General features: G+C 68.4%; 18 protein-coding genes. 7 read left to right on the plus strand and 11 right to left on the minus strand.

Annotated features, from left to right (window positions below; translation table 11 throughout):
- Window positions 1–38 precede the first annotated feature (38 nt).
- From PARHAE_RS15805 to gmk, 3 genes are read right to left on the minus strand one after another with little or no spacing between them, the layout of a single operon-like run.
- Window positions 39–1,154, minus strand: a complete 1,116-nt coding sequence (locus tag PARHAE_RS15805; protein WP_126155536.1) for a sensor histidine kinase — start codon at window positions 1,152–1,154, stop codon at window positions 39–41.
- Complete coding sequence (locus PARHAE_RS21920) at window positions 1,151–1,672, minus strand: gamma carbonic anhydrase family protein (RefSeq protein ID WP_126155537.1); 522 nt, start codon at window positions 1,670–1,672, stop codon at window positions 1,151–1,153. The genes PARHAE_RS15805 and PARHAE_RS21920 overlap by 4 nt, the downstream gene beginning before the upstream one ends.
- Window positions 1,669–2,298, minus strand: coding sequence for a guanylate kinase (gene gmk, locus PARHAE_RS15815; RefSeq protein ID WP_126155538.1), 630 nt, complete (start codon window positions 2,296–2,298; stop codon window positions 1,669–1,671). Before gmk ends, PARHAE_RS21920 begins: the two co-directional genes overlap by 4 nt.
- Window positions 2,299–2,627: 329 nt before the next feature.
- Here gmk and PARHAE_RS15820 point away from each other — a divergent pair, with 329 nt between their 5' ends.
- Entirely contained in the window at window positions 2,628–3,284 is a 657-nt protein-coding gene (locus PARHAE_RS15820; RefSeq protein ID WP_241232847.1) for a PAS domain-containing protein, read from the plus strand.
- Window positions 3,285–3,329: 45 nt separating this feature from the next.
- On the opposite strand, the gene rnd is transcribed toward PARHAE_RS15820, so the two are convergent.
- A complete protein-coding gene (rnd, locus tag PARHAE_RS15825; protein ID WP_126155588.1) occupies window positions 3,330–4,499 on the minus strand; it encodes a ribonuclease D in 1,170 nt (389 codons plus the stop codon).
- 109 nt (window positions 4,500–4,608) lie between these two features.
- Window positions 4,609–5,739 (minus strand): tRNA guanosine(34) transglycosylase Tgt, encoded by a 1,131-nt coding sequence (gene tgt, locus PARHAE_RS15830; RefSeq protein ID WP_126155540.1) that lies wholly within the window; start codon window positions 5,737–5,739, stop codon window positions 4,609–4,611.
- Between the two features lie 124 nt (window positions 5,740–5,863).
- On the opposite strand from tgt, the gene PARHAE_RS15835 reads away from it, so the two are divergent.
- The 3 genes from PARHAE_RS15835 (at window position 5,864) to tpiA (ending at window position 7,552) form a co-directional block, all read left to right on the plus strand.
- Window positions 5,864–6,217, plus strand: a complete 354-nt coding sequence (locus tag PARHAE_RS15835) for an SUF system Fe-S cluster assembly protein (RefSeq protein ID WP_126155541.1) — start codon at window positions 5,864–5,866, stop codon at window positions 6,215–6,217.
- A 126-nt stretch (window positions 6,218–6,343) separates the two neighbouring features.
- The gene (locus tag PARHAE_RS15840) at window positions 6,344–6,715 is read left to right on the plus strand and encodes a HesB/IscA family protein (RefSeq protein WP_126155542.1); all 372 of its coding nucleotides are present in this window, start codon (window positions 6,344–6,346) and stop codon (window positions 6,713–6,715) included.
- Between the two features lie 90 nt (window positions 6,716–6,805).
- Window positions 6,806–7,552 (plus strand): triose-phosphate isomerase, encoded by a 747-nt coding sequence (gene tpiA / locus PARHAE_RS15845; protein WP_126155543.1) that lies wholly within the window; start codon window positions 6,806–6,808, stop codon window positions 7,550–7,552.
- Here the strand turns inward: tpiA and PARHAE_RS15850 are convergent.
- From PARHAE_RS15850 to PARHAE_RS15860, 3 genes are read right to left on the minus strand one after another with little or no spacing between them, the layout of a single operon-like run.
- Window positions 7,527–8,537 (minus strand): GGDEF domain-containing protein, encoded by a 1,011-nt coding sequence (locus tag PARHAE_RS15850; protein ID WP_126155544.1) that lies wholly within the window; start codon window positions 8,535–8,537, stop codon window positions 7,527–7,529. The genes tpiA and PARHAE_RS15850 overlap by 26 nt on opposite strands.
- Window positions 8,534–9,049 (minus strand): heme NO-binding domain-containing protein, encoded by a 516-nt coding sequence (locus tag PARHAE_RS15855; protein ID WP_126155545.1) that lies wholly within the window; start codon window positions 9,047–9,049, stop codon window positions 8,534–8,536. The genes PARHAE_RS15850 and PARHAE_RS15855 overlap by 4 nt, the downstream gene beginning before the upstream one ends.
- A 52-nt stretch (window positions 9,050–9,101) precedes the next feature.
- The gene (locus PARHAE_RS15860; protein ID WP_126155546.1) at window positions 9,102–9,389 is read right to left on the minus strand and encodes a DUF3572 domain-containing protein; all 288 of its coding nucleotides are present in this window, start codon (window positions 9,387–9,389) and stop codon (window positions 9,102–9,104) included.
- Window positions 9,390–9,488: 99 nt separating this feature from the next.
- Between PARHAE_RS15860 and PARHAE_RS15865 the strand changes: the two genes are divergently transcribed.
- The 3 genes from PARHAE_RS15865 (at window position 9,489) to PARHAE_RS15875 (ending at window position 12,057) form a co-directional block, all read left to right on the plus strand.
- Window positions 9,489–10,874, plus strand: a complete 1,386-nt coding sequence (locus PARHAE_RS15865; RefSeq protein ID WP_126155547.1) for a diguanylate cyclase domain-containing protein — start codon at window positions 9,489–9,491, stop codon at window positions 10,872–10,874.
- An 89-nt stretch (window positions 10,875–10,963) separates the two neighbouring features.
- Complete coding sequence (locus PARHAE_RS15870) at window positions 10,964–11,377, plus strand: DUF983 domain-containing protein (RefSeq protein WP_126155548.1); 414 nt, start codon at window positions 10,964–10,966, stop codon at window positions 11,375–11,377.
- Window positions 11,320–12,057 (plus strand): NUDIX hydrolase, encoded by a 738-nt coding sequence (locus PARHAE_RS15875; RefSeq protein ID WP_126155549.1) that lies wholly within the window; start codon window positions 11,320–11,322, stop codon window positions 12,055–12,057. Before PARHAE_RS15870 ends, PARHAE_RS15875 begins: the two co-directional genes overlap by 58 nt.
- Here the strand turns inward: PARHAE_RS15875 and PARHAE_RS15880 are convergent.
- The 3 genes from PARHAE_RS15880 to PARHAE_RS15890 form a co-directional block, all read right to left on the minus strand.
- A complete protein-coding gene (locus tag PARHAE_RS15880; RefSeq protein ID WP_126155550.1) occupies window positions 12,054–12,824 on the minus strand; it encodes an enoyl-CoA hydratase-related protein in 771 nt (256 codons plus the stop codon). The two genes, PARHAE_RS15875 and PARHAE_RS15880, sit on opposite strands and share 4 nt — an antisense overlap.
- Window positions 12,825–12,887: 63 nt before the next feature.
- Entirely contained in the window at window positions 12,888–13,343 is a 456-nt protein-coding gene (locus PARHAE_RS15885; protein ID WP_126155551.1) for a cytochrome c-type biogenesis protein, read from the minus strand.
- Window positions 13,340–15,301 carry a heme lyase CcmF/NrfE family subunit gene (locus tag PARHAE_RS15890; protein ID WP_126155552.1) on the minus strand — a complete coding sequence of 654 codons (1,962 nt, stop codon included), beginning with the start codon at window positions 15,299–15,301 and terminating at the stop codon, window positions 13,340–13,342. The genes PARHAE_RS15885 and PARHAE_RS15890 overlap by 4 nt, the downstream gene beginning before the upstream one ends.
- Window positions 15,302–15,383 lie beyond the last annotated feature (82 nt).

Raw genomic sequence — 15,383 nt, forward strand, 5'->3', positions numbered from 1 at the left:
ATAGGCGACCGGCCTGCCCCCCGCCACCGGCAAAACCCTTATCCCCGGCTGACACCTTCCGGCAGGATCACCGTGAAGCTGCTGCCCTGCCCCTTGGCGCTGTCGATGCGCAACCGACCGCGATGGCGGTTGACGATATGCTTGACGATCGCCAGCCCCAGCCCGGTTCCGCCCTGGGCACGGGATCGGTGGGTGTCGACGCGATAGAATCGCTCGGTCAGACGGGGGATGTGCATCCCCTCGATCCCCTCGCCCTTGTCGCGGATCTCGACGGCCCAGGCCGGGCCGCGCAGCAGGGGTTCGTGGTCGATCCGGCGCATGGAAACACCCAGATAGCCGCCCGACCCGCCGTATTTGATCGCGTTCTCGATCAGGTTCTGGAACACCTGCACCAGTTGGTCGGGATCGCCCGGCACTGGCTGGCTGCCCGCGATGCCTTGGGTTTCGACCGCGACGCCTGCTTCCCGCGCGGCCTGGTCCATCGTCGCCAGGACGCCGCGCAGCAGCAGGGGCAGGTCCACGCGGCCCGCCGGGCGGCGGCGTTCCTCGGCCTGGACGCGGCTCAGCGAAAGCAGGTCGCTGACAAGGCGGTTCATCCGGGCGGCCTCGCGTGCCATGATGTCCAGGAAGCGGTCGCGGGCCTTGGCATCGTCGCGGGCCGGGCCGCGCAGCGTCTCGATGAAGCCGATCATGGCGGTCAGCGGAGTCTTCAGTTCGTGGCTGACATTGGCCACGAAATCGCGGCGCATCTGTTCGGCTTCCTCGGTCACGGATCGGTCCAGCACCGCGATCGTCGCCCCCCGGCCCAGGGCCGAGGGCAGCCGCGCCACGGTGATGTCCGCCGCGATGTCGCGCCCGTCGGCCACCACCGCCGCCGACAGCCGCACCACGCCGTCGACCTGCGCGGGACCGGCCATGGGATCGGGCAAGGGCGCGGGATGGTGGTCGGGATCAAGCACCCAGTCGACCGCCTCGACCACGGCGGGGTGGCGCAGGACGGTGACGAAGGGCCGGTTCAGCAGATCGCCGCCGCCGAACAGCGCCACCGCCGCGCGGTTGGCGCCGATGGTGCGCGCCCGGCCGTCGACCGCCAGCATCGGGACGGGCACGCCCTCCAGCAGGTCCGAGGCCCAGCGATGCCCGTCGCGGATCATCCTGCCTGCCGCAGCCCGGCGCGGAACCGCGCGGCATTGGCGCGGTAGCGTTCGGCCGACCGGCGCAGCCCTTCCAGGGCCGCGTCGTCCAATATCCGCACCACCTTGCCCGGCGCGCCCATGACCAGGGCGCCGGGGGGGATCTCCTTGTCCTCGGCGATCAGCGCCCCGGCCCCGATCAGCGCCCCGGCCCCGATCCGGGCGCCGTTCAGGACCGTTGCGCCCATGCCGATCAGCGCGCCGTCGCCGATGGTGCAGCCGTGCAGGATCGCGCGATGGCCGATGGTGCAGTCCGCGCCGATCGTCAGCGGACAGCCGGGATCGGTGTGCAGGACGCACAGATCCTGGACATTGCTGCCCCGGCCCACGCGAATCTCCTCGGTGTCGCCGCGCAGGACCGCGCCCCACCAGACCGAGGCGCCGTCCTCCAGCACCACCTTGCCGACCAGCTGCGCGTCGGGCGCAACCCAGGCATCCGCCGCCAGGCGAGGGGCGTGACCTTCCAGTTCCCAGATCATGCGTGTTCCTCCATCAGGTTCTTGACGAAGCGGCCCAGCCCCCCCTGCCGGTCGCGGCGCAGCCGTTCGGCGGTCAGGATGGCGCGCAGGTTCTGCTCGGTCCGGTCCAGGTCGTCGTTGATCAGGACGTAATCGTATTCGGCCCAATGGCTGATCTCGGCGCGGCTTTTTGCCATCCGGCTGGCGATCACCGCCTCGCTGTCCTGGCCGCGCGCGCGCAGGCGGCGTTCCAGTTCCGGCAGCGAGGGCGGCAGCACGAAGATCGACACCACATGCCCCCCCAGGGCGGATGCGCGGATCTGCTGGCCGCCCTGCCAGTCCACGTCGAACAGCGTGTCGCGCCCGTCGCGCATCGCGGCCTCGACCGGGGCGCTTGGGCTGCCATACAGGTTGCCGAACACCTCGGCATGTTCCAGCATCTGCCCCTGTTCGACCATCTGGTGAAAGGCCCCGGCGGTGGTAAAGTAATAATGCTGCCCGTCCACCTCGCCCGGACGCGGCGGGCGGGTCGTGGCCGAAACCGAGAAACGCAACGAGGGATCCCAGTCCATCAGCCGCCGCGCCAGCGTCGATTTCCCCGCGCCCGATGGCGATGACAGGATGATCAGCAGGCCGGTTCTGTCCATGGGGCGCCTTTCCTTGTGCCTTTGCGCGCGGGATGGACCAGCCTTGCCGGGCGGTCAAGGCCCCGGACCGGGCCGCGCGGCGGCGGGCGCCCTGCAAAGTCTTAACCATTTCTAAGGAAAACGACTCGGCAGGGCGCGAAGTTATGTTTATCATACCGTTGGAGTGTATGGCGTGTCCGTGTTCCAGGATGCGCGCTGGTAAAGAGGGAAAGACAGTGTCGGAATGGCAGGAGGACCAACGGCCGCATCCGCCCGGGGCGGATCGAACCGGACAGATTTTGCAGCTCGCGGATTTCAATCCCGCGCAACCGGCCCGGATTCTCGCCGATATGCGTGCCTATTGGGACAGCCTGCGGCGCGGCCGGGCCGTGCCCGCCCGTTCCGACATCCAGCCCCAGGGCATCCATCGCGCCCTTGATTACGCCTTCATCCTGGAACGAATCGCCCCTGGTGCGGCGCGCTTCCGTCTTGCCGGTCAGCACCTGATCGACCTGATGGGGATGGAGGTGCGCGGCATGGCCTTCTGCGCTCTTGCCAATCCCACGTCGCGCGGCCGCTGGTCCGATGTGCTGGAATCGGTGTTTCGCGGCCCGCAACTGGCGCAGATGACGCTGCACGCCAAGGCCGAATATGCCCGGCCGGAACTGACGGCGCGGTTGCTGCTGCTGCCGCTGACCTCGGATCTGGGCGACGTGACCCGCGCGCTTGGCTGCATCATCGCCGAAGGCCAGGTCGGCATCGCGCCGCGCCGCTTCGACCTGGTGTCGGACGAAGTGATGCCGATCGTCGAAGGGGGCAAGACGCTGGAGCCGTCGGCCTCGGATTTCGGGCGCGACCGGCGCGGGACCGCGCCGGCCAGGCTGGTTGAGGCACCTGCCGAACGACCGGCGAAGCGGCCCGACAGCGCCGAGGCGCGGCGGGCCAAGTTCCGGGTGATCACCCTGACACCGGCCACGCCGAAACTGCCCTCGGGCGCCACAAGCTGACGCCGGGCGCGGGGGCGGCAGGACCAGCCCCCTGATGCGCTGCCCCTATCCCACCGTCACGACGCGCACCGCGCCGCCCTTGGCCGACAGCGCGATCTCTCCGTTCGCAAGGCGCAGGGCGTCGTTGCCGAACACTTCGGCCCGCCAGCCTTTCAGCGCGGGCAGATCCCGCTCGCCCGAGGCGATGGCGTCCAGTTCGGCGGACGAGGCGATCAGCTTGGGCGCCACGCCCGAGACATCCGCCTTGGCCTTCAGCAGCACCCGCAACAGGTCGGACAGCGCGGCATTGCCGGGCCTGCCGGGTTCGTCGCCCTTGGGCTGCGGCAGATCCTTCGATTCGACCCCGGCCTTCACGGCGGCCAGGATGCCATTGGCGATGTCGCCCTTGCGCGCCTCGCGCAGCAGCAGGCGGGACCGGCCCAGATCGGCCTCGGTCAGCGGCTTGGTCGAGGCGACCTCGATCATCGCGTCGTCTTTCAGCACCCGCGACCGGGGGATGTCGCGGTCCTGGGCATAGGCCTCGCGGAAGCGCGCCAGTTCGCGCAGGATCGCTAGGAAACGCGGCGAATTGGTCCGGGTGCGGATCTTCTGCCAGGCTTCCTCGGGGCGGGTGATATAGGTCTCGGGGTCTTCCAGGACCGCGATCTCCTCGGCCAGCCAGCTTTCCCGGTTGTTCTTGCGCAGTTCGGCCGACAGGAATTCATAGATGACGCGCAGATGCGTCACGTCGGCCAGGGCATAGGCGGCCTGGGCATCCGACAGCGGGCGGCGCGACCAGTCGGTGAAGCGCGACGACTTGTCCAGATTGGCCTTGGCGATCTTGCGGACCAGGGTTTCATAGCCGACCTGTTCGCCAAAGCCGCAGACCATCGCCGCGACCTGGGTGTCGAACAGCGGCTGCGGGAACAGGCCCGCGTCGTGAAAGAAGATCTCCAGATCCTGGCGGGCGGCGTGGAACACCTTGACCGTCCCGGTATGGCGGAACAGGTCGTAAAGCGGCGCCAGAGACAGGCCTTCAGCCAGGGGATCGACCAGCACGGCCTCGCCCCCCGGCATCTTGGGGGTCGATGCGGGCGGCAGCGCCAACTGGATCAGGCACAGCTTGGACCAATAGGTCCGTTCGCGCAGGAATTCGGTATCGACGGTGACATAGGGGGCGGATTTCGCGGTCTCGCAGAACAGGGCGAGATCCTCGGTCCGGGTGATGATGGTGATGTCGTCGCTCATATGGGGCTTTCATGCCGGGCGGTTCGTCCGCCAATTGGGAACCGATAAGCCCAAGCGATCCCGTTGAAAAGCGTTTTTGGTCAGCGGGACTGACGGATCACAGAGGTTCGATATCCCCCTGCGCGCGGAGGGCATGGAAATCGGCGACGAAATCGTCCAGCCGCCCCTGGGCGATGGCCGCCCGCAGACCCGCCATCAGCTCTTGGAAGTAATGCAGGTTGTGCCAGGTCAGCAGCATGCCCGAGATCATTTCCCCGGCGCGGAAGACGTGGTGCAGATAGGCGCGGCTATAGCCGGTGCAGGCCGGGCAGGTGCAATCGGCGTCCAGCGGGCGCGGGTCGTCGGCGTGGCGGGCATTCTTGATGGCGACGGGGCCGCGCCGGGTCCATGCCTGCCCGGTGCGCCCCGACCGGGACGGCAGCACACAGTCCATCATGTCGACGCCGCGCTGCACGGCGCCCACGATGTCGTCGGGCTTACCCACGCCCATCAGATAGCGCGGCTTGTCGACGGGCAGGAAACCGGGGGCATAGTCCAGGACGCCGAACATCGCCGCCTGCCCCTCGCCCACGGCCAGGCCGCCGATGGCATAGCCGTCGAAACCGATGGCCTTCAGCGCCTCGGCCGATTCCTCGCGCAATTCCGGCGTGACGCCGCCCTGCATGATGCCGAACAGCGCATGGCCGGGGCGGTCGCCGAAGGCGTCGCGCGACCGTTGCGCCCAGCGCATCGACAGGCGCATCGACTGGGCGACGGCCTCCTCGGTCGCGGGCAGGGCGGGGCATTCGTCGAAGCACATCACGATGTCGCTGCCCAGCAGGCGCTGAATCTCCATGCTGGTTTCGGGCGACAGCAGATGGCGGGATCCGTCGATATGGGACGAAAAGGTGACGCCATCCTCGGTCAGCTTGCGCAGCGCGGCCAGCGACATGACCTGGAACCCGCCGGAATCGGTCAGGATCGGCCTGTCCCAGTTCATGAAGCGGTGCAGGCCGCCCAGCCGCGCGATCCGTTCGGCGCCGGGGCGCAGCATCAGGTGATAGGTGTTGCCCAGCAGGATGTCGGCCCCCGTCGTACGCACCGATTCCGGCAGCATCGCCTTGACCGTGGCGGCGGTGCCGACCGGCATGAAGGCGGGCGTACGGATGTCCCCTCTGGGGGTGTGGATCGTGCCCGTCCGGGCGCGGCCGTCGGTGGCATGGAGGGTAAAGTGGAAACGCTCGCTCATCGGGGGGGCCTGTCGCTGGAACCGGGCGTGTCTAGCGAAGCGGGGCGGAATTCGCAATGCGCCCTTCTCTGGACGGCGGCGGGGCAGACGCCTATATAATGGCCAAATCTGACAGGAACACGCCATGACCGACTTGCAGGAAGGCGCCCCGCTGATCGCGCCCTCGACCACCGACCATCCGCTGTATGACAGCATCGTCGAGGCCTGCAAGACCGTCTATGACCCGGAGATTCCGGTGAACATCTTCGATCTGGGGCTGATCTACACGATCCAGGTGAACCCCGAGAACGAGGTTCGGATCGTCATGACCCTGACCGCGCCCGGCTGCCCCGTCGCCGGAGAGATGCCGGGCTGGGTGGCCGACGCGGTCGAGCCGCTGCCGGGCGTCAAGCAGGTCGATGTCGAGATGACCTTCCAGCCGCAATGGGGCATGGACATGATGTCCGACGAGGCGCGGCTGGAACTGGGCTTCATGTAGGCCGCCTTTGGCGGCGGTGGCCGGACGCTTCGCAGCCCCAAGGGTATTTGCACCAAGGCAAAAGGACCGCGACTTGATGGGCGCGGGTCGCGGCATTATCTTTCGGACGAACAGAAGGAACGCGCCATGTTTGCCATCCCCGGATCGGTGCCGGTCACGATCACCCCTGCCGCCGAACGCCAGATCGCCCGGCTGATGTCGGGCAAGAACGCCTTTGGTCTGCGGATCGGGCTGAAGAAGGGCGGCTGCGCGGGCATGGAATACACCATGGACCTGGTCGAGGCCGCAGAGCCAAACGAAGAAGTCGTGGAACAGGGCGACGCGCGGGTTCTGATCGCGCCGCGCGCGCAAATGTTCCTGTTCGGGACCGAGATCGATTACGAGAACGGCCTGCTGGAATCGGGCTTCAGGTTCCGCAACCCCAACGTCACCGACGCCTGCGGCTGCGGCGAATCGGTGCGGTTCGAGCCGCTGGACGGCAGCCGCGCCGCCGGGTGATCCGAATTGCGCCGGGTTTCGGCGCTATCATGATTGCGAAGCCGCCGCCCTACCCCTAAGCCGACGCAAACGCTTGCAAGGGGGAATGGCATGGCACCGCGCAAACTGGCCGCCGGAAACTGGAAGATGAACGGCGATCTGGCCGCCCTGGCCGAAATCGACGCCCTGGTCGCGGCCCATCCGACGCCGGGTTGCGACGTTCTGATCTGTCCGCCCGCAGTGCTGATCCATCCGATGAAGGCGCGGATCGGCAGGGCGGCCATCGCGGTCGGCGGGCAGGATTGTCATGCCAGGACCTCGGGCGCGCATACCGGCGACATCGCGGCGGCGCAGCTGCGGGACGCCGGTGCGACCCATGTCATTCTGGGACATTCCGAACGCCGCGCCGATCACGGGGAAACCGATGCGGCGGTGGCCGCCAAGGCGGCGGCGGCCCATGCCGCCGGTCTGGTCGCGATCATCTGCGTGGGCGAGACTGAGGCGCAGCGGGATGCCGGCCGGACGCTGACGGTCATCGCCGCGCAACTGGACGGGTCGATCCCCGAAGGCGCGACGGCTTCCAATACCGTCATCGCCTATGAGCCTGTCTGGGCCATCGGCACCGGGCGCACCCCCACCGGCGACCAGATCGCCGAGGTCCATGCCCTGATGCGCGAACGGCTGACAGGCAAAGTGGCGGATGCCGCAGGGGTCCGGCTGCTGTACGGAGGCAGCGTCAAGCCGGGCAACGCGGCCGAGATCTTTGCCATTCCGCATGTCGACGGCGCCCTGGTCGGTGGGGCCAGCCTGAAGGCCGTGGATTTCGGCCCGATTATCGCGGCGCTGTCAGCGGCCTAGGACCGCCCTCCAGCGGCAGGGGCGCGACCGAGACGCGGCCCTTACCCATCCGCTTGGATTGATAAAGCGCCACATCCGCATCTTCCAACATCCGGTCGATGGCGTCGGCGGCATAGCCCGCCGACAGCACGATCCCCAGGCTGGCCGAGATCCCGCAGCCCTCGGGCGAGGCTTCCTCGATCCCGCGGATGATCCGGGTGCCGATGGCGGTCAGCGCCTGGCAGGACCAGGATCCCCCCAAGATCAGGACGAATTCGTCGCCGCCGATCCGCGCCACATGATCGCGCGACCGCACCACCCGACCCAGCACATGCGCGACATCGCCCAGCAGCCGGTCGCCCGCGGCATGGCCCAGCCGGTCGTTCACCTGCTTGAAATTGTCGAGGTCCAGATGCACCAGGGCAAATCCCCCCATTCCCCCGCGCGGATCCAAGGCGTTGCGCAAGGCCGCCTGCAAGCCCCTGCGGTTCAGCAGGCCGGTCAGAGCGTCGGTATGAGCCTCGCGTTCGGCATCCTGGCGGGCCAGCATCAGGTGACGGTTGAAGCGCGCCAGTTCCTGCTGGACCGCCCGGTTCGCTTCCTGAAGGAACATCAGCTCCAGGGCCAGTTCAGTGGGGGCGAAGTCCGATTCGGTCAGGCCGAACGCTGCGACCGCATCCGACAGCGACACGCCGAAGCCGAAATTCAGCAGCAGCCCGCCGAAGCCGGGCGTCACCACATGGCCGCGCAGCATCAACTGGCGGCGATGGCGCAGGCGCAGGGCCAGCCGGTCCCCCGGCGCCGCCCCGCGGATCGCGCCGATGACATGGCCCGAGGCGGCACCCTGCGCCTCGACGAAGATGTCCTCGACCCCTTGCGCGCAGGGCGGCATCAGCTTGCGCATGGTCGGCCCGGCGAAATGGATCAGCCCGCACTGGGCAATGCACAGGTGCATCGGCATCAGGCGATCAAGCGCATCCTGTCCCAAGGTCAGGGTATGGGTCATGGGGCATGGGCCTTGGACGAAAGATGAAAGGTGCGCGCGGCGGCAAAGGATGAATCCGACACGTCGATGCAAAGGCCGCCTTCCCCCGGCGTGATCACGCACAGCGCGCCGTAATCATCGGCCATCGCGCGCAGCAGCCCGCTCAGCAGGGCGGTCCAGGCCGCCGGTCCGTCCGACAGCGTGACCCACAGCAACCCGTCATCGCTGCGCGACAGGGCGATTTCAGGGACGCTCAGGTCGTCGGTGACCAGGCGGATGCGTTCGGGCAACTCGTCCAGGCGCAAGAGGAAATCCAGGAAATCGCGCCCGCAAAACCGCAGAAGCCGCCAGATTTCGTCCTGGCGGACCAGCCAAGCGCCCAGATCCTCGATCAGTTCATCGACGGGCTTGCCCAGGTGCAGCGCCGCATCGCGCAGCATCTGCCCCGGCGACAGCATGTCCGCGCCGGCCTGCAAGGGCACCGATTCCGCGTCCAGGAATTTTTCGATCGTGCGGCTGACAAGATCGTGCATGCGTCACCTCCGCCACCCTTGATAGGGGCAAGAAATGAACAAATCGCAAAGCTCAGATCTCCCAGCCATAGCTGCCCGGTCCGGCAAGCGCGGTCCGGGCGGCCATCAGATCGCCGGGCCTGATCTCCAGATCCCCGGCGGCCTCCAGCACGCGGCGGTCGTCTTCCAGCAGGAAATCCAGGACATGCAAGGCGATATCGGGATCGCCCGCCGCCCGACGCAGATCCTGCGGCCGAAGCCCGGAGGTTTCCAGGAAGCCGCCGATCAGGTCGGGCCGGTCGGCCATGTACAGCAGGACGGTCATGGCCAGATCCTGGGCGGATTTTCGCGTATATGTCATCGCTTGTCCTTCGATCAGGCCGCGGGCCGCCTGTTTGGAAACCCTTTGTTAAGGAATCAATGCCACTCTGCAAAGATCGTCGAAAGGGGGGCGTTATCGGTGACTGCGCGTATCCTGATCGCGGAAAGCAGTGCGACCAGCCGAATCAGCCTCAAGGTCAGGCTGTCGGGCGCCTGTTACGACGTGCTGACCGCAGCCGATGCCGACGAATTCCTGTCGCAACTTCGCTTGGGGCGCCCCGACCTGATCCTGCTGGGACCGGGGTTCACGGGGCTGCGGCTGGCCGACACCTTCCAGCTTGTCTCGATGGAACGGCCCCGCACGCCGGTCCTGGTGATGGCCGACGGCGAACGCCGGGTCGAGGCGTTGGAGGCCGGTGCCGCCGCCGTCCTGGACCCCAGGGTCGAGGAACAGATGCTGCTGGCCCGCGTGCGCGGCCTGCTGCGCGATGCCGAGGCCGACGACGCCCCCGACTTTTCGCTGGCCGAGGATGCGGGCGGGTTTGCCCATGCGCCTTCGGGCAACGTGGTGCTGGTGGCCGACCAGCCGGGGCGCGCGCAACGCTGGCGCCATCTCCTGCAACCGCGCCTGAACTGCCGCTTCGCCATCGCCAGCCCGGACGAGACGCTCAGCGCGGCGGCCCAGGGCGATGCCGCGGATCTGTACATCATCGCCGCCGATATCGACCGCAAGGGCGACGGGCTGCGCCTGCTGTCCGAACTGCGGTCGCGCAACGGATCGAAAGAGGCCGGGTTCGCCGTCCTGGTCGCCCCCGAGCGCGAGGAATTGTGCGCCATCGCCCTGGATCTGGGCGCGGGCGAGGTGCTCCCGCTGGATCCGGCCGAGGACAACAACGCCGAAATCGCCGCCCTGGCGCTGCGCAACCAGCTTGACCGCAAGCGCCGCGCCGACAGCCGGCGCGAGGAAATGAAGCGCAACATGGCCTGGGCCATGTCCGACCCGCTGACGGGGCTGCACAACCGCCGTTATGCCCTGCCCCGGCTGGCCGAGATCGCGCGCGGGGCGATGAAGCGGCAGGACGGGTTCGCGGTGATGGCGCTCGACCTGGACCGGTTCAAGACGATCAACGACAATTTCGGACATGCGGCGGGCGATGCGGTTCTGTGCGACGTGGCCCGCCGGGTCGATTCCATCGTCTCGAACCAGGGCCTGACCGCCCGTCTGGGGGGCGAGGAATTCCTGGTCGTGCTGCCCCACGCGACCGAGGCCGAGGCCCATCGCATGGCCGAGGAAATCCGCCGCGCCGTGGAAACGCGGCCGACGCTGCTGCCCCCCATCTCGGGCGGGGGCGAGGTCCAGGCCACGTTATCGATCGGCGTCGCCTTCGAACAGGCGCCCTTCCATATCAGCCGTCCCGACATCCTGGCCGAGATCGCCCTGGAGCGGGCCGACCGGGCGATGATCGCGGCCAAGTCCCTGGGGCGCAACCGCGTGCTGCTGGCGCCGACCCAGCCCGTCCATTGATGCGACAAAAGGGGCAGGACAGAGGGGCTGGCAACGGGGCGGCGCAGCCCCTACATTGGCATCGCCCGCCAGACTTTCCGGAGATTGCCATGCCCTCGACCGCAGCCCCCCTCGATTCATCCGAACGCCCTACCGGCCAGGCGATGCTGCGGGGCGCGTTGGGCCGCTGTCCCCGCTGCGGCGAGGGCAAGCTGTTCCGGTCCTTTCTGAAGGTTGCCGATCACTGCCCCGCCTGCAACGAGGCGCTGCACCATCAGCGCGCCGACGACGGCCCGGCCTATCTGACGATCCTGCTGGTCTCGCATCTGGGCGCGCCGCTGCTGCTGGCCTGCTATGTGGCGTGGCGGCCCTCGGCCATGACGATGATCTGGACCTTCGGCCTGGGCGCGGTGATCCTGTCGCTGCTGCTGCTGCCGCGCATCAAGGGCGCCTTCGTGGGCCTGCAATGGGCACGGCGGATGCACGGTTTCGGCGCGGAACCAAGGCCCCTGGCATCATCGTGACCGACCCCACGCCCATCCGCGACGCGGCGACGGTGATCCTGCTGCGCAGGACGGCGGGCGGCGCCTCGGTCCTGATGGGGATGCGCGGGGCGGGGGCGGTGTTCATGCCGTCGAAATACGTCTTTCCCGGCGGCGCGGTCGATGCCGAGGACGCCTTTGTTCCGCTGGCCGCGCCGCTGGTCCAGCCGCATCGCGGCCGCCTGGCCCAGGAACCGCGTCCCGGCCAGCGGCCCGATCCCGACGCCATCGCCGCCGCCGCCCTGCGCGAGCTGGCCGAGGAGACCGGCCAGTTGATCGGCCGCCCCGGACCCTGCGGCTGGCCGGGCTTTGCCGAGGCGGGGCTTGCCCCCGATGCCTCGGCCCTGACCTATCTGTTCCGCGCGATCACGCCGCCGGGCCGCCCGCGCCGGTTCGATGCGCATTTCTTCGTGGCCGACGCCGCCAGCCTGGTCACCGATCCCGACGATTTCAGCCGCGCCTGCGACGAGCTTTCGCACCTGCACTGGGTGCCGCTGCCCCAGGCGCGGGCCTTGGACCTGCCCTTCATCACCGAGGTGGTTCTGGCCGAATTGTCCGGCCTGATCGCGGGCCTGCCGCAGGACGCGCCGCTGCCGGTGCCCGAGACGGTGCCGTTCTTCGACAACCGCACGCCGGCCCCGCGCTTCGCCCAGATCGCCTAGCGCCCGGTAAAGCGCGCCGGGCGCTTTTCCAGGAAGGCCGTCACCCCTTCGACGAAATCCGCCGTTCGCCCCGCCGCGCCTTGCAGCCGCGCCTCCAGCGCCAGTTGGGCGTCCATGTCGTTCTGGGTCGAGGCCTGCACCGCCTCGCGGATCGCGCGATAGGCGGCGGTCGGGCCTGCGGCAAGCTGGCGGGCACGGCGCGCCACGCCGTCGGCAAAGGCGTCGTCGGGCAGGGCTTCCCAGATCAGGCCCCAATCGGCGGCCTGCCGGGCGGTGATGGGTTCTGCGAACAGCATCATGCCCATCGCGCGGGCCGCGCCCACCGCGCGCGGGATGATGAACGTCCCCCCCGCGTCGGGAACCAGGCCGATCCGCGCGAAGGCCTGGATAAAGCTGGCGCTTTCCGCCGCGATCACCACATCCGCCGCCAGCGCAAGGTTCGCGCCCGCCCCCGCCGCCACGCCGTTGACCGCCGCGATGACCGGCGCGCGGCAGGCGCGGATCGCCCGCAGCATCGGCTCGTATTCGTCCCGCAGCGTGCCCTCCAGATCCGCCGCCGCGGCGCGGTCGGTCAGATCCTGCCCTGAACAGAAGCCGCGCCCCGCGCCGGTGATGACCAGGCAGCGCGCGTCGCTGGGCAGGGTCGAGGCGGCCTCGGTGATCTCGGCCCGCATCCGGCTGCTGAGCGCGTTCATCACCTGCGGCCGATTCAGGGTCAGCGTGGCGACCCCCTCGCTGACGGTGAATTCGATGGTCTCGAAACTCATGATTGTCCCCCTTTTGCGGGACATCATGACCGAAACGACGGCTTGGAAAAGGGCGACCCGGCGTCAGTCGCGCATGATCTGATCCAGCCGGTCGCGTTCCGCCTGGGTCAGGACCTGCGCATCTTCGGGGCAGGCCGTGGCGCGGGACCGCAAGAAGCGCCAGGCGCCCAGCAGGGCCAGCAACAGCGCCAGCGGTCCGGCCAGCCACAGCACCAGGTTGCCGCCCTGGGCGCGCGGCTCGAACAGCACGAATTCGCCGAAACGGTCCACCACCGCGTCGATCACCTGGTCATTGCTGTCGCCCGCCACGATCCGTTCCCGCACATACAGCCGCAGGTCGCGGCTGATGGGGGCGTTCGATTCGTCGATATTCTCGCCCTGGCAAACCGGGCAGCGCAGCTTTTGCGAGATTTCGCGTGCCCGCGCCTCGGCCGCCGCATCGGGCAGAACCTCGTCCGGCTGGACAGCGAAGGCCGCGACCGGCAGCAGCAGGGCAATCAGCAGGACAAGCCGCCTCATTCCGCGGGCACCGTCTTGGCCGGCGCGCGGCGGGCGCCCGCGGCCACGCGATAACGGCGGTCGGACAGGCTGACGATGCCACCAAGCGCCATCAGCAGCGACCCCGCCCAGATCCAGTTCGCGAAGGGCTTGATATAGATCCGCACCGCCCAGCCGCCATCCGCCTGCGCGTCGCCGATGACCAGATAGATGTCGCGGAAGATGCCGTTGTCGATGGCGGCCTCGGTCGTGGGCATGGCCTGGACGGGATAGACGCGCTTTTCGGGATGCAGCGTGGCGACCGTCCGACCGTTGCGCGCGACCTGCATCGTCGCCATGGTCGAGAGATAGTTCGGCCCCTCGACCTCATCCACGCTTTGCAGGGTGATCTGGTAATCGGCGACCGTGAAGGGCTGTCCGACCTGGGCCACGCGGATATCCTCGACCTGCCAGGCGGTCAGCAGGGCGACGCCGATGAAGGTGACGCCCAGCCCGGCATGGGCGGCGGCCTTGCCCCAATCGGCGCGCGGCAGGCGCAACAGGCGCGACAGGCCCGACTGGCCGGTGCGGTGGATCAGCTCGGCCAAGGCGCCGAAGATGATCCAGGCGCCCAGGCCCGCGCCGATGACGGCAATGGCCGACCGCCCGGTCGAGACCGCCCAGACAAGCGCCATGACCGCGCCGGTCAGCGCCAGCGCGGGCCACAGCGGCCGCATCGCCCGGCCCAGAACCGCCCGCTTCCAGGGCAGGATCGACCCCAGGGGAAGCACCATGGCCAGCACGATCATGAACGGTGTAAAGGCCTGGTTGAAGAAGGGTGCGCCGACCGACAGCTTGCGGTCCCACAGCAGTTCCGCGATCAGCGGCCACATCGTGCCGATGAAGACCACGAAGGCCGAGACCGCCAGCAGGACGTTGTTCAGCACCAGGGCCCCTTCGCGCGACACCGGGGCGAAGACCCCCTTGGCCGTCATCTGCTGCGCCCGCGCGGCATAGAGCGTCAGCGCCCCGCCGGTGAAGACCACCAGGATGCCCAGGATGAACACCCCCCGCGCCGGATCGCTGGCGAAGCTGTGGACGGATGTGATCACGCCCGACCGGACGATGAACGTCCCGATCATCGAAAAGCCGAAGGCCATGATCGCCAGCAGGATGGTCCAGCTTTTCAGCGCCTCGCGCTTTTCCACCACAACGGCGCTGTGCAGCAGGGCGGCGGCCAGCAGCCAGGGCATGAAGCTGGCGTTTTCCACCGGATCCCAGAACCAGAAGCCGCCCCAGCCAAGCTCGTAATAGGCCCACCAGCTGCCAAGCGCGATGCCGATGGTCAGGAACATCCAGGCGGCCAGCGTCCAGGGCCGCACCCACCGCGCCCAGGCGGCGTCCACGCGTCCTTCGATCAGGGCGGCGACGGCGAAGCTGAAGGCCATCGAAAGGCCGACATAGCCCAGATAAAGGAACGGCGGGTGAAACGCCAAACCGGGGTCTTGCAGCAGCGGGTTCAGGTCGCGCCCGTCGAAGGGCGGGCTTGCCAGCCGCAGGAACGGGTTCGAGGTGAAGATGATGAAGGCATAGAAGGCCGCGCCGATCGCGGCCTGCACCGCCAGCACCCGCGCCCGCAGCGCCGGCGGCAGGTTGTCGCCGAAAGCCGCGGCCGCCGCGCCGAACAGCGCCAGAATCAGCACCCACAGCAGCATGGATCCTTCGTGGTTCCCCCAGACGCCGCTGATCTTGTAGAGCATGGGTTTCGCGGTATGCGAGTTCTCGTAAACCAGCTTCAGCGAGAAGTCGGACGAGACGAAGGCCATCGTCAGCGCCGCGAAGGACAGCCCGACCAGCAGGAACTGCGCCACGGCGGCGGGACGGGCGCTGTCCATCCACGGCCCCCATCCCTTCGACGCCCCGACCATCGGCACCACCATCTGGAACAACGATACCGCAAAGGCGAGGATCAGGGCGAAATGGCCGAATTCTGCTGTCATGGCTTGGATCCTTGGGTTCCGCCGATCATAGGGCCACAGAAAAAGGGGGGAAAGTCCCCCCTTGGTCGCCGTCATCAGTTTT

It is taken from the genome of Paracoccus haematequi (assembly GCF_900631945.1).
Taxonomy (GTDB): domain Bacteria; phylum Pseudomonadota; class Alphaproteobacteria; order Rhodobacterales; family Rhodobacteraceae; genus Paracoccus; species Paracoccus haematequi_A.

Excerpts from the sequence above, each read along its gene's own strand:
- PARHAE_RS15880 (WP_126155550.1), bottom strand. The coding sequence starts at position 12,824 with ATGAGTTTCGAGACCATCGAATTCACCGTCAGCGAGGGGGTCGCCACG.
- PARHAE_RS21920 (WP_126155537.1), bottom strand. The coding sequence starts at position 1,672 with ATGATCTGGGAACTGGAAGGTCACGCCCCTCGCCTGGCGGCGGATGCC.
- tgt (WP_126155540.1), bottom strand. The coding sequence starts at position 5,739 with ATGAGCGAGCGTTTCCACTTTACCCTCCATGCCACCGACGGCCGCGCC.
- tpiA (WP_126155543.1), top strand. The coding sequence starts at position 6,806 with ATGGCACCGCGCAAACTGGCCGCCGGAAACTGGAAGATGAACGGCGAT.
- PARHAE_RS15850 (WP_126155544.1), bottom strand. The coding sequence starts at position 8,537 with ATGACCCATACCCTGACCTTGGGACAGGATGCGCTTGATCGCCTGATG.
- PARHAE_RS15875 (WP_126155549.1), top strand. The coding sequence starts at position 11,320 with ATGGGCACGGCGGATGCACGGTTTCGGCGCGGAACCAAGGCCCCTGGC.
- PARHAE_RS15890 (WP_126155552.1), bottom strand. The coding sequence starts at position 15,301 with ATGACAGCAGAATTCGGCCATTTCGCCCTGATCCTCGCCTTTGCGGTA.
- PARHAE_RS15840 (WP_126155542.1), top strand. The coding sequence starts at position 6,344 with ATGTTTGCCATCCCCGGATCGGTGCCGGTCACGATCACCCCTGCCGCC.
- PARHAE_RS15860 (WP_126155546.1), bottom strand. The coding sequence starts at position 9,389 with ATGACATATACGCGAAAATCCGCCCAGGATCTGGCCATGACCGTCCTG.
- PARHAE_RS15855 (WP_126155545.1), bottom strand. The coding sequence starts at position 9,049 with ATGCACGATCTTGTCAGCCGCACGATCGAAAAATTCCTGGACGCGGAA.
- PARHAE_RS15820 (WP_241232847.1), top strand. The coding sequence starts at position 2,628 with ATGCGTGCCTATTGGGACAGCCTGCGGCGCGGCCGGGCCGTGCCCGCC.
- PARHAE_RS15870 (WP_126155548.1), top strand. The coding sequence starts at position 10,964 with ATGCCCTCGACCGCAGCCCCCCTCGATTCATCCGAACGCCCTACCGGC.
- gmk (WP_126155538.1), bottom strand. The coding sequence starts at position 2,298 with ATGGACAGAACCGGCCTGCTGATCATCCTGTCATCGCCATCGGGCGCG.
- PARHAE_RS15885 (WP_126155551.1), bottom strand. The coding sequence starts at position 13,343 with ATGAGGCGGCTTGTCCTGCTGATTGCCCTGCTGCTGCCGGTCGCGGCC.
- PARHAE_RS15835 (WP_126155541.1), top strand. The coding sequence starts at position 5,864 with ATGACCGACTTGCAGGAAGGCGCCCCGCTGATCGCGCCCTCGACCACC.
- PARHAE_RS15805 (WP_126155536.1), bottom strand. The coding sequence starts at position 1,154 with ATGATCCGCGACGGGCATCGCTGGGCCTCGGACCTGCTGGAGGGCGTG.